This is a genomic window from Kitasatospora sp. NPDC086009 (genome assembly GCF_044540385.1).
In the GTDB taxonomy this organism is placed as follows: Bacteria; Actinomycetota; Actinomycetes; order Streptomycetales; family Streptomycetaceae; genus Kitasatospora.
This window is the reverse complement of sequence record NZ_JBITSA010000006.1, coordinates 301,869-314,896: the sequence shown is the minus strand read 5'-3', so window position 1 is coordinate 314,896 and position 13,028 is coordinate 301,869. Positions and strand designations below refer to the sequence as shown.

Here is a 13,028-nt window from a genome sequence, read left to right as displayed (position 1 = left end):
CTCACCCCGCTCAGCTTCCGCCCGCCCCGCCGGTGGGCGGGTCCCGCAGTTCGGACCGGTGTCTGCAGCGTAACCGCGTTCGGCCGGCCGCTCCCGCCGGGCCCGGGGGCCGGATCGGCCGCTCCGGCCCCCGCCGCGCCGGCCCGCTACGGGATCCGCTGCGGCTGCTCCACGCGGGGGCGACGGGCTCGGGGAAGCGCGTGAAGACCCAGCGCTGCATCGCCCAGAAGCGGAAGAGCATCGCGACGAAGGTGCCGAGGACCATGCCGCTCAGGAAGTCGGCCACCTCCTGGGTGAAGGGCGTCACCTGCGGCTCGCGCAGGTCCAGGACGTAGCGCGAGACGATCAGCGGGAGGTCGTTGACGCCGATCGCCACCACGCTGACGAGCAGGAACAGCAGCACCTCACGCCGGTGGCCGCGGGCCCGGAAGGACCACCGGCGGTTGAGCACGTAGGAGACGGTGGTGGCCACCACGGTCGCGATGGTGAGCGCAACCACCGGTTTGTGCTCCAAAAGGGTGAACTTCAGTGAGAAGTTGATCACTGTTGTCAGAACGAAGCACGTCCCCCCGACCAGCAGGACCTTCACCAGCCTGCGGTGCCTGACCAGGAACGGGCGCAGCCCCGCCGGCACCTTGGCCAGGGCGCGCTGAGTGGGGGACGGCATCTTCGCAGTTTCGCACGGGGCCCGCCGACGCTCCCTCCGACGGAATCAGCGGGAAGGCGGCCCGGCGGCTCGCGACGCTCCGGCGGCTCCCGGCGCCCGGTGCCCCCGGTCGTGCGAACGGGCGGCGGCCCGGCGGGAGCAGCGCGCTCCGCCGGGCCGCCGCCCGTTCCCGTCCCGCCGTCAGGCGGCGACCAGCACCTCGGCCGGCTCCAGGGCCAGCTCCAGCACCTCCCGCACGTCCGCCACCGGGTGGACGGTGAGCCGCTCCAGCACCTCGGCCGGGACGTCGTCCAGGTCGGCCTCGTTGCGCTTGGGGATGATCACCGTGCCGACCCCGGCCCGGTCGGCGGCGAGCAGCTTCTGCTTCACCCCGCCGATCGGCAGCACCCGCCCGGTCAGCGACACCTCACCCGTCATCGCCACGTCCGTGCGCACCCGGCGGCCGGAGAGCAGCGAGGCCAGGGCGGTGGTCATGGTGATGCCGGCGCTCGGCCCGTCCTTGGGGACGGCCCCGGCGGGGACGTGCAGGTGCACGCCCCGGTCGCGCAGCGAGGTGACCGGCAGCTCCAGCTCGGCGCCGCGCGAGCGCAGGTAGGAGAGCGCGATGTGCGCGGACTCCTTCATCACGTCGCCCAGCTGCCCGGTGAGGGTGAGCCCGGTGCCGCCCGTCTCGGCGTCCGCCAGCGAGGCCTCGATGTACAGCACGTCGCCGCCGGCGCCCGTCACCGCCAGGCCGGTCGCCACACCCGGTACGGCGGTCCGCCGCTCGGCGGGCTCCTGGGCCGCCTCCGGGACGTGGTGGGGCCGGCCGATCAGCGCGCGCAGCTCGCCCGCGCCGATCGCGGCGGGCAGCTCGCGCTCGCCCAGCTCGGACTGCGCGGCGATCTTGCGCAGCACCCGGGCGATCGAGCGTTCGAGGGTGCGGACGCCGGCCTCGCGGGTGTACTCCCCGGCGAGCCTGCGCAGCGCCTCCTCCTCGACGGAGACCTCCTCGCTCGTCAGTCCGGCCTTCTCCAGCTGGCGCGGGAGCAGGTGGTCCCGGGCGATGACGACCTTCTCGTCCTCGGTGTAGCCGTCCAGCCGGACCAGCTCCATCCGGTCGAGCAGCGCCTCCGGGATGGCCTCCAGCACGTTGGCGGTGGCGAGGAAGACCACGTCCGAGAGGTCCAGCTCGACCTCCAGGTAGTGGTCCCGGAAGGTGTGGTTCTGCGCCGGGTCCAGCACCTCCAGCAGGGCGGCCGCCGGGTCCCCCCGGTAGTCGGAGCCGACCTTGTCGATCTCGTCGAGCAGGACGACCGGGTTCATCGAACCGGCCTCCTTGATGGCGCGCACCAGGCGGCCGGGCAGCGCGCCGACGTAGGTGCGCCGGTGGCCGCGGATCTCCGCCTCGTCCCGGACGCCGCCGAGCGCCACCCGGACGAAGGTGCGGCCCATCGCCCTGGCCACCGACTCGCCCAGCGAGGTCTTGCCGACGCCGGGCGGGCCGACCAGGGCCAGCACCGCACCGCCGCGCCGGCCTCCCACCAGGCCGAGCCCCTGGTCGGCCCGGCGCTTGCGGACGGCCAGGTACTCGACGATCCGGTCCTTGACGTCCCCGAGGCCGGAGTGGTCCGCGTCCAGCACGGCGCGGGCGCCGGCGATGTCGTAGGCGTCCTCGGTGCGCTCGTTCCAGGGCAGCTCCAGGACGGTGTCCAGCCAGGTGCGGATCCAGGAGCCCTCGGGCGACTGGTCGGACGCCCGCTCCAGCTTGTCGACCTCCTTGAGCGCGGCCTCGCGGACCTTCCCGGGCAGGTCGGCGGCCTCGACCCGGGCGCGGTAGTCGCCCTCCTCGTCGGCCGGGTCGCCGTTCAGCTCGGCCAGCTCCTTGCGGACGGCCTCCAGCTGGCGGCGGAGCAGGAACTCCTTCTGCTGCTTGGCCACGCCCTCCTCGACGTCCTTGCGGATGGTGTCGTTGACCTCCTCCTCGGCGAGGTGGTCGCGCAGCAGGGTGAGGGCGTACTCCAGGCGGGCCACCTGGTCGGCCTCCAGCAGCACCTTGAGCTTCTGCTCCGCGGTGACGAAGGACGCGTAGCCGATGTTGTCGGCCAGCTCGCCGACGCCCTCGATCTGGGCCACCCGGTCGACGATCTGCCAGGCGCCGCGCTTGCGCAGCCACTGGGTGGAGAGCGCCTTGTACTCCCTGACCAGCTCGGCGGCGCGGCCGGCCACCGGCGTGCCCTCCGAGGACTCCCGGAACGGCGTGGTCTCCACCCAGAGCGCGGCGCCGGGCCCGGTGGTGCCGACGCCGATCCGGACCCGGCGCACGGCGCGGACCAGCGCGGCCGGCTCCCCGTCGGCCAGCCGCCCGACCTGCTCGACGGTGGCGAGGGTGCCGACCGCCGCGTACGAGCCGTCCACCCGCGGCACCAGCAGCACCTGGGGCTTGCCGGCGCCGGCCGCCGCGGCCCGCGCGGCCTCGACCGCGGCACGCACCTCGGTGTCCTTGAGGTCCAGCGGGACGACCATGCCCGGGAGCACGACCTCGTCGTCGAGCGGCAGTACGGGCAGGGTGAGCGGAGTGGACGTCGATGCCATGATCTCTCCCCAGTCAGCGAAGTTGAGTTGCCCTGACTAAGGATTCCCGGCCATGGAATGTTCCCCCCGCCCTGTTCGCCGGGAGCGAACAAGAAGGGGTCCGGGCAGGGGTGTCAAAAACGCCTCGCGGGGGCGCGCACCGCCCCCCGGGAGCACCCGGGAGTTACGCGCGGTCCAGCAGGGCGGTCGCCCCCTGGGCCTGCGCCGGGCCCGTGGCGCCGACGGCCGCCGCCTCCGGGCGCCGCCACCGGGGGCCGGGCCCGTTCCGCAGCCAGCGCCAGAGCGCGACCCCGGTCAGCAGCGCCACCGGGTGGCCGACCCCGGTCACCAGGTCCCGGTCGCCGGCGATCTGCTCGGCGACCAGGACGGCGGCGCCGCCGAGCGCGAGCAGCCGCCCGCGCGGCGGCAGCAGCCCGGCCAGCGCACCGAGACTGACCAGCACGCCGTAGCTGACCCCGATGTCCAGGCAGTCCAGCGCGCGGGGCTCCATCCGACCGGTCGCCACGGCGGTGATCACCACCGACTGGGAGAGCACCGTCGCCGTGACGTGCCCGATCCCGAAGACCGCCGCGGCCCGGACGGCGCCCACCCGGCGCTCCAGCGGCGCGACGGTGAAGGCGAAGGCCCAGAGGTAGGGCATCCAGATCGTCCCGGCCACCCAGAAGCCGCTGAACAGCAGGGCGCGCAGCGGGTGGTGGACCAGGTTGTGCCCGTCCGAGCTGGAAGCCTCCTGCAGCCGGAGCACGAGGCCCGGGTCGGCCAGCCCGGCGAAGGTGGTGGTGGCCACGACCACGGCGAGGTAGCCGAGCGCGAAGGGGTTGCGCCGGGGCGTCGGCACCCGGGCGAGCACCCAGGCGGCCGGGCCGGTCCGCAGGCCGAACCGGAGCATCCCGTACGGCGGCCCCGGACGCGGCCCGCTCACCACAGCGCTCCTCCGCAGCTCCGCCATGCCGCCTCCGCTCCAGACCCGCAGCCTCCGGCCCCCGTCCGGTGCTCAACGTACCGGCGCGCGCCGGAAATCCCACCTGTGCGACTTGTCGTGACCACGGTACTTCGGGGTCCTGGGAGCCAGCTGGGAATACCCCGTGAACACCATGTGGCGCGCGACTCCACGATTGGTACAGACCTGCACTCCGTCTACGCACGAGTAGCGGCTCTGACCGGCGGCTTGTCGTCAACTGGAGTGCATACGTACCGTTACGCAGTGAAAAATCGGCGGGTAAGGTACTGGCCCGTGCCCACTTCCGAGTGGGTCGACGGGCGGCCGGACGGCCGGCCCACGGGCCGGAAACATCCGGTCCACCTGCCGGGAAGCACCGGGTGTCCGTACGCTGCGAAGTGTGCGGGAGCGGTGGGCAGTCCACACCTGTCCTCCGACTCCGCACGCGCTACGGGACGGCGGACCCGGCACAGTCCACGACGGAACAAGACTACGAGCGGAGCCTCGCCATCCCCACAGGTGGCCGGCCCGCAGCCCTGGGGGCGGTGGCGTGACCGTGACAGAAATTCAGCAGGACAACCAGAACAGCGGCGGCACGGTGAGCAGCCAGCGCAGAGTGCTGGTGGTGGAGGACGAGCCCACGATCGCCGAGTCGATCGCGGCCCGGCTGGGCGCGGAGGGCTTCAAGGTCGCCGTGGCCCACGACGGCCCGGGCGCGGTCGACGGGTTCCACACCTGGCAGCCCGACCTGGTCGTGCTCGACATCATGCTGCCCGGCTTCGACGGCCTTGAGGTGTGCCGCCGGATCCAGGCCCAACGCCCGGTACCGGTCCTGATGCTGACCGCGCGTGACGACGAGACGGACCTCCTGGTCGGTCTCGGCGTGGGCGCCGACGACTACATGACCAAGCCGTTCTCCATGCGGGAGCTGGCGGCCCGGGTCAACGTCCTGCTGCGCCGCGTCGAGCGTGCCCAGCAGGCGGCCCGCACACCGGCGCTCGGCTCGCTGCGCTTCGGCGAGTTGGAGATCGACCACGTGCAGCGCCGGGTCCGGCTGGCCTCGGGCGACGTCCACCTGACGCCGACCGAGTTCGACCTGCTCGCCTGCCTGGCCGCACAGCCGCGGGCGGTACTCACCCGCGAGCAACTGCTGGCCGAGGTCTGGGACTGGACGGACGCGTCCGGCACCCGCACCGTGGACAGCCACGTCAAGGCGCTGCGCCGGAAGATCGGCGCCAGCTGGATCCGCACCGTCCACGGGGTCGGCTACGCGCTGGAGGCCCCGCTCTCCTAGCGGCGCCTCGGGCACCGGGCCTCCGGGGGGCCCGTGTCCCGAACCGCCGCGCGGACCCGCGGGGATCACAGGGGACCAATGACCTTTCCACAGCAACGCAACGGCGACGCCGACGGCGTCCGGCCCACGCTGGCCGCCCGCGCCGCCCACCGGGTGTGGGCCGACATCCGGCCGCTCGACCCGGTCCGCTCGATCAAGGGCAAGCTCGCCCTCCTGGTGATCGTCTCGGTCTTCCTCGCCACCGGCATGGTCGTGGTGGCGATCCGCTCCGAGACGCAGATCCGGATCATCATGGTCTTCTCCATGATCGCTTCGCTGCTCTTCATGCAGTTCCTCGCGCACGGGCTGACCGCCCCGCTGCGCGACATGACCGCCGCCGCCCGCGCGATGGCCTCCGGCGACTACAGCCGCCGGGTCGAGGTGAGCTCCCGGGACGAGATCGGCGAGCTGGCGGCCACCTTCAACCACATGGCGGCCGACCTGGAGGCCGCCGACCGGCACCGCCGGGAGCTGGTCGCCAACGTCTCCCACGAGCTGCGCACGCCCATCGCCGCGCTGCGCGCCGTGCTGGAGAACGTGGTGGACGGCGTGGTCCAACCCAATCCCGCGACCCTGGGCGCCGCCCTGGAGCAGACCGAACGGCTCGGCCGGCTGGTCACCCACCTGCTCGACCTGTCCAAGATCGACGACGGCGTGGTGGACCTGGACGCGCGCCCCTTCGAGGTGCGCGAGTTCCTGGACGGCGTGCTGCGCGGGGTCACCGTGGACGGCGCGACGGCCGGCGGGGCCTTCTCCCGGCGCGGGGACGTCCGGCTGGCCCTGGAGGTCAGCCCGGCCGGCCTGACCGGCGTGGCGGACACCGAGCGGCTCCACCAGGTGGTCGCCAACCTGGTCGACAACGCCTGCAAGCACTCGCCGCCCGGCGGCACCGTGACGGTCCGGGCCCGGCCCGGCGGCGAGCCCGGCGCGCTGCTGCTGGAGGTCGAGGACGAGGGGCCGGGCATCCCGGCGGCCGACCGCACCCGGGTCTTCGAGCGGTTCAGCCGCAGCGGCACCGCCACCGCCCAGGGTCCCGGCTCCGACGGCGGCACCGGTCTGGGGCTGGCCATCGCCCGCTGGGCGGTGGACCTGCACGGCGGGCGGATCGAGGTGGCGGAGGCCTCCCCCGGCTGCCGGATCGAGGTCCGGCTGCCCGGCCCGCGCTAGCGCCCGCCCGGGGTCCGCTCGGCGGCCCCGGGCACCCGCCCGCGTCGATCGGACGTCGCCCGCATGTCACAGAAGCGACACAGACGTGGACGGACGATCCAGGTGGCTCCGGACTATGATTTGTCCGGTTTCATCCATATATAGCGGCTGATCGGAAGCGATCGCTTCCCATCCGAGGCGGCTTTCTAACGCACATTTTCAGCCAACCTGCAGGTCAGGACTGTGATCTGGGCGACGCCTGAGCCCTGGGGACTGCGCGATCACTGGTCAGGGGCGTAGCCTTAATCCCCGCTGTCCAAACATCCCAAAAGGAAGCGGAAGAGGGCGGTTGCCGCCGTGTCGCCACAGTCCCAAGAAACCCCCAACAGCTCGGCAAGCTCCACGGGCTTCGGCCCCAATGAGTGGCTCGTCGACGAGATCTACCAGCAGTACCTCCAGGACCCGAACTCGGTCGACCGAGCCTGGTGGGACTTTTTCGCCGACTACAAGCCCGGTACCGAGGTGACCCCAGTGACCCAGGCCGCGACCCAGGTCGGCCCCACGCCGACCCCCGTTGCCGCCCCCGCGCCCGCCGCTGCTGCTCCGGCCGCGCCCGCCCCCGCCGCACCGGCCGCGCCAGCGCCCGCCGCCGCGGCCCCGGCGCCCGCGCCCCTCGCCGCAGCTCCTGCCGCGCCCCCGGCCCCGAAGGCCGCCGCTCCGGCGCCGGCCGCGCCCGCCGAGACCGGCCCCGAGCTGGTCCAGCTCCGCGGCCCCTCCAAGGCGGTGGCGACCAACATGGACGCCTCGCTGGAGGTGCCGACGGCGACCTCCGTGCGCGCCGTGCCGGCCAAGCTGTTGATCGACAACCGCATCGTCATCAACAACCACCTGCAGCGCGCCCGCGGTGGCAAGGTCTCCTTCACGCACCTGATCGGTTACGCCCTGGTCCAGGCCATCAAGGCCTCGCCGGGCATGAACCACAGCTACCAGGTGAAGGACGGCAAGTCGTACCTGGTCAAGCCCGAGCACGTGAACCTGGGCCTGGCCATCGACCTGGTGAAGCCGAACGGCGACCGCCAGCTCGTGGTCGCGGCGATCAAGAAGGCCGAGACCCTCGACTTCTTCGGCTTCTGGCAGGCCTACGAGGACATCGTCCGCCGGGCCCGCGCCAACAAGCTGACCATGGACGACTTCACCGGCGTCACGGTCTCGCTGACCAACCCCGGCGGCATCGGCACCGTGCACTCCGTGCCGCGCCTGATGCAGAACCAGGGCACCATCGTCGGCGTCGGCGCCATGGAGTACCCGGCCGAGTTCCAGGGCTCCGCCCCGGAGACGCTGTCCCGGCTGGGCGTCTCCAAGATCATGACGCTGACCTCGACCTACGACCACCGCGTCATCCAGGGCGCGGCGTCCGGCGAGTTCCTGCGCGAGATCCACCGGCTGCTGCTGGGCGAGAACGGCTTCTACGACGAGATCTTCGAGTCGCTGCGGATCCCGTACGAGCCGGTCCGCTGGGCCACCGACGTGGCCACCACGCACGACGACGAGGTCAACAAGACCGCCCGCGTCATCGAGCTGATCCACTCCTACCGGGTCCGCGGCCACCTCATGGCCGACACCGACCCGCTGGAGTACAAGCAGCGCAAGCACCCCGACCTGGACGTCACCACGCACGGCCTCACCCTGTGGGACCTGGAGCGCGAGTTCGCGGTCGGCGGCTTCGGCGGCCAGCGGATGATGAAGCTGCGCGACATCCTCGGCCTGCTGCGCAACACGTACTGCCGCACGGTCGGCATCGAGTACATGCACATCCAGGACCCGACGCAGCGCAAGTGGCTGCAGGAGCGCCTGGAGAAGCCGTACACCAAGCCGGAGCGCGAGGAGCAGCTGCGCATCCTGCGCCGGCTGAACTCGGCCGAGGCCTTCGAGACCTTCCTGCAGACCAAGTACGTCGGGCAGAAGCGCTTCTCGCTGGAGGGCGGCGAGTCGCTCATCCCGCTGCTGGACGCGACCATCGACTCGGCGGCCGAGCACCGCCTGGACGAGGCCGTCATCGGCATGGCCCACCGCGGCCGCCTCAACGTGCTGGCCAACATCGTCGGCAAGCCGTACGGCAAGATCTTCGGCGAGTTCGAGGGCAACCTCGACCCGAAGTCGATGCACGGCTCCGGCGACGTGAAGTACCACCTCGGCTCCGAGGGCACCTTCACCGGCCTGGACGGCGAGACCATCAAGGTCTCGCTCGCCGCGAACCCCTCCCACCTGGAGGCCGTGGACCCGGTCGTCGAGGGCATCGCCCGCGCCAAGCAGGACATCCTGGACCAGGGCGGCACCACCTTCCCGGTGCTGCCGATCCAGATCCACGGCGACGCGGCCTTCGCCGGCCAGGGCGTCGTCGCGGAGACCCTGAACATGTCGCAGCTGCGCGGCTACCGCACCGGCGGCACCGTGCACGTCGTGGTCAACAACCAGGTCGGCTTCACCGCCGCGCCCGCGAGCAGCCGCTCGTCGATGTACTGCACCGACGTGGCCCGCATGATCGAGGCGCCGATCTTCCACGTGAACGGCGACGACCCGGAGGCCGTGGTCCGCGTCGCGCGGCTCGCCTTCGAGTTCCGCCAGGCGTTCCACAAGGACGTCGTGATCGACCTCATCTGCTACCGCCGCCGCGGTCACAACGAGGCCGACAACCCGTCGTTCACCCAGCCGCTGATGTACGACCTGATCGACAAGAAGCGCTCGGTGCGCAAGCTGTACACCGAGGGCCTGATCGGTCGCGGCGACATCACCATGGAAGAGGCGGAGCAGGCGCTCCAGGACTTCCAGGGCCAGCTGGAGAAGGTCTTCGCCGAGGTCCGCGACGCCGCCCAGACGCCGGCCCCGGCCTCCAACGGCAAGCCGCAGGCGGACTTCCCGGTCAACATCCAGACCGGCATCTCCCAGGAGATGGTGAAGCGGATCGCCGCCTCGCAGGTCAACCTGCCGGACTGGCTGACCGTCCACCCGCGCCTGCTGCCGCAGCTGCAGCGCCGGGCCGCCTCGGTCGAGGACAACACCATCGACTGGGCGATGGGCGAGACCCTCGCCATCGGCTCGCTGCTGATGGAGGGCCACCCCGTCCGCCTCGCCGGCCAGGACAGCCGCCGCGGCACCTTCGGCCAGCGCCACGCGGTGCTCATCGACCGGGTCTCCGGCGAGGACTACACCCCGCTGCTGTACCTGACCGAGGACCAGGCCCGCTACACCGTGTACGACAGCCTGCTGTCCGAGTACGCGGCGATGGGCTTCGAGTACGGGTACTCGCTGACGCGGCCGAACTCGCTGGTCATGTGGGAGGCGCAGTTCGGCGACTTCGTCAACGGCGCGCAGACCGTGGTGGACGAGTACATCGCCTCCGCCGAGCAGAAGTGGGGCCAGCACTCCGGCGTCACCCTGCTGCTGCCGCACGGCTACGAGGGCCAGGGCCCGGACCACTCGTCCGCCCGCCCGGAGCGCTTCCTGCAGCTGTGCGCGCAGAACAACATGACGGTCGCCATGCCGACCCTGCCGTCGAACTACTTCCACCTGCTGCGCTGGCAGGCGCACAACCCGCACCACAAGCCGCTGGTCGTCTTCACCCCGAAGTCGATGCTGCGTCTGAAGGCCGCGGCGAGTGCCACCGAGGAGTTCCTGTCCGGCTCGTTCCGCCCGGTCATCGGTGACACCACCGTCGACCCGGCGAACGTCCGCAAGGTCGTCATCACGGCGGGCAAGTTCTACTACGACGTCGAGGCGGCCCGTACCGAGCGCGGGGTCACCGACACCGCGATCGTCCGGGTCGAGCGGCTCTACCCGCTGCCGGTGGCCGAGCTCCAGGAGGAGCTGGCCCGCTACGGCGACGACGTCCAGTTCGTCTGGGCGCAGGAGGAGCCGGCCAACCAGGGTGCCTGGCCGTTCATCGCGATGAACCTGGTCGACCACCTGCAGGTCGTCATCGGCCGCAGTGCCAACGGTTCGCCGCGGCTGCGCCGCGTCGCCCGCACGGCCTCCTCGGCCCCCGCGGTCGGCTCGGCCAAGCGTCACGCCGCCGAGCAGCAGGCGCTGCTGGAGGAGATCTTCACCATCTGAGCCCGCCCCGGCTCCGGTCGGGCTCGAACGGCTCCGGCCCCCGCGCACACCGCGCGGGGGCCGGGGCCGTTCCGGTGTCCCGCGGCCCGTGTGACGGCGCCGTGCCAAGGTTCCAGCTCTGCAACCAAACGGCCACCGACCTGCGAGCACAGCTGACGGGTCGGTAGGTTATGCCTCGCCGGACCGATGCCCGGGCGCCCTCACCGCGCCCGTGACCGACCGGATGACCTCACCGCTCTCCCAGGGGGATCACCACATGACCGCCGACACACCACGGGACGCCACGGCCTCGCCGCTCCCGCCGGTCTTCCAGCCGCTGCACCCGGACGACCCGCGCGAGGTCGGCGGCTACCGGCTCTTCGCCCGCCTCGGCGCCGGCGGCATGGGCCGGGTCTACCTGTCGTACACCCCGGGCGGCCGTCCGGTGGCGCTCAAGGTGGTCCGCCCGGAGTTCGCCGAGGACGGCGAGTTCCGCCGCCGCTTCGCGCAGGAGGTCAGCAACGCCCAGCGGATCCACGGCCTCTACACGGCCCAGGTGATCGACTCCGGCGGCCTGGACTCGGACGCCCCCTGGCTGGTCACCGCGTACGTGCCGGGCCCGTCGCTGCAGCAGGTGGTCCGCGAGAACGGCGCCCTGCCGGTGCGCACCGTGCTGCTGCTGATGGGCGGCATCGCCGAGGCGCTGCAGGCAATCCACAGCGTCGAGGTGGTGCACCGCGACCTCAAGCCGGCCAACGTGCTGGTGGCCGGCGACGGGCCGCGCGTGATCGACTTCGGTATCGCCCGGGCCGCCGACGCCACCGCGCTGACCGGCACCGGCTACCGGATCGGTTCGCCCGCCTTCATGTCGCCGGAGCAGGCCCAGGGCCGCCCGGTCACCCCGGCCACCGACGTCTTCGCGCTCGGCGCGCTGGCCGCGTACGTGGCCGGCGGCACCGCGCCGTTCGGCGACGGCCCGGACACCGCCGTGCTCTACCGGGTGGTGCACGAGCAGGCCGACCTGGACGCCGTGCCGGCCGACCTGCGCGAGCTGATCATGCGCTGCCTGGCGAAGTCCCCCGAGGACCGCCCGAAGCCCGCCGAGATCATCGAGATCGCCCGCAACCACCCGTCGGTCGGCGGGCAGCTGCGGTTCGCCGACGACTGGCTGCCCCGGCAGGTCAACACCGAGATCACCCGGCGCTCGGACCTGCCGAAGACCCCGCCGACCCCGCTGCCGGCCGCGCCCACCGCGCCTCCGAGCGGCCCGCCGACCACCCCGCCGCAGCCCTTCGCGCCGCCGACCCACCCGGCCACCGCGGCCTCCTTCGGCGTGCCGGACTTCGGCACCCCCCGGCCGCAGCCGGTCACCCCGCCGCCGGGCTTCACCCCGCCGCCGCTCGGCGCGTACGGCCCTCCGCAGCCCGGCTACGAGGCCCCCACCGCGCCGGTGCTGCCCTCGCCGCCGACCGTTCAGCTGCGCCAGGAGCCGCCGTCCTACGACACCCCCCCGCCCGGCCCGGTGGTGACGGACACCCCGGCGCCCGAGCCCCGGCGCAAGGGCGTCTCCTGGAAGGTCCTGCTGGTGGTCGCCCTGGTGATGGCCCTCGGCGGCACCGCGGGCGGCGTGGTGCTGGTGAAGAAGCTCGGCGACGACAACAAGAAGAACGACAGCGCGAGCACCGCCCAGCAGAGCCCCGACAACCAGCCCCAGCCGCTGCCGTCGCAGACCGCGGACGCCGGGGCGGCCGGCTCGCACAGCCCCTCGCCGACCCCGTCGTCCGCCGGGAAGGTGACGGCCGCGCCGTCGGCCACGACCAGCAACGGCGTGACCGCGCCCGCCCGGCCGGTCGGCTACACGCCGCTGCTCGACAAGAAGCCGCTGGCCATCCCCGGCACCGAGGCGTACTACGACTCCTACCGGATCGACCTGGACGGCGGGACGGTCGTGCCGCGCGGCAACGACCTCAAGTGGGGCCTGGGGCTGAACGCCACCGGCAGCAGCAGCAAGGCCAACTCCTTCACCACGGCGGGGGACGACAAGTCCGACTTCGCGGTGATCACCGAGGCCAGCGTGACGCCGGAGCAGTGCGCGATCGCGATCGACTCGCGGCCCGACACCGACCTGTCCTTCAACCGGGTCTCGCCCGGACGCCTGCTCTGCGTCCGCGACCGGCTCACCCGCAACATCGCCATCGCGGTGGTCGAGATCGCCGACGGCACCACCGGCGCCGTCAAGCTCACCGTGAGCACCTGGCGGGCCAGCTGACCGGGCGCCC

The 13,028-nt window shown here is 72.7% G+C and carries 7 protein-coding genes; 4 read left to right on the top strand and 3 right to left on the bottom strand.

Going from position 1 to position 13,028, the window contains the following annotated elements; genetic code table 11:
• Positions 1–10 precede the first annotated feature (10 nt).
• The 3 genes from ACIF6L_RS17925 to ACIF6L_RS17915 form a co-directional block, all read right to left on the bottom strand.
• On the bottom strand, positions 11–667 hold the full coding sequence (locus ACIF6L_RS17925; protein WP_396488420.1) for a GtrA family protein: 657 nt from the start codon (positions 665–667) through the stop codon (positions 11–13).
• Between the two features lie 180 nt (positions 668–847).
• A complete protein-coding gene (lon, locus tag ACIF6L_RS17920) occupies positions 848–3,241 on the bottom strand; it encodes an endopeptidase La (protein WP_396488418.1) in 2,394 nt (797 codons plus the stop codon).
• A gap of 163 nt (positions 3,242–3,404) precedes the next feature.
• Complete coding sequence (locus ACIF6L_RS17915) at positions 3,405–4,163, bottom strand: rhomboid-like protein (protein ID WP_396488416.1); 759 nt, start codon at positions 4,161–4,163, stop codon at positions 3,405–3,407.
• A 574-nt stretch (positions 4,164–4,737) separates the two neighbouring features.
• Between ACIF6L_RS17915 and ACIF6L_RS17910 the strand changes: the two genes are divergently transcribed.
• From ACIF6L_RS17910 to ACIF6L_RS17895, 4 genes are all read left to right on the top strand, one after another.
• Entirely contained in the window at positions 4,738–5,475 is a 738-nt protein-coding gene (locus tag ACIF6L_RS17910) for a response regulator transcription factor (protein ID WP_209411241.1), read from the top strand.
• 78 nt (positions 5,476–5,553) lie between these two features.
• Positions 5,554–6,681 carry a sensor histidine kinase gene (locus tag ACIF6L_RS17905; protein ID WP_396488414.1) on the top strand — a complete coding sequence of 376 codons (1,128 nt, stop codon included), beginning with the start codon at positions 5,554–5,556 and terminating at the stop codon, positions 6,679–6,681.
• 336 nt (positions 6,682–7,017) lie between these two features.
• Entirely contained in the window at positions 7,018–10,770 is a 3,753-nt protein-coding gene (locus ACIF6L_RS17900; RefSeq protein WP_329489572.1) for a multifunctional oxoglutarate decarboxylase/oxoglutarate dehydrogenase thiamine pyrophosphate-binding subunit/dihydrolipoyllysine-residue succinyltransferase subunit, read from the top strand.
• Positions 10,771–11,026: 256 nt separating this feature from the next.
• Positions 11,027–13,018, top strand: coding sequence for a protein kinase (locus ACIF6L_RS17895; protein WP_396488412.1), 1,992 nt, complete (start codon positions 11,027–11,029; stop codon positions 13,016–13,018).
• The last annotated feature ends 10 nt before the right edge of the window (positions 13,019–13,028 follow it).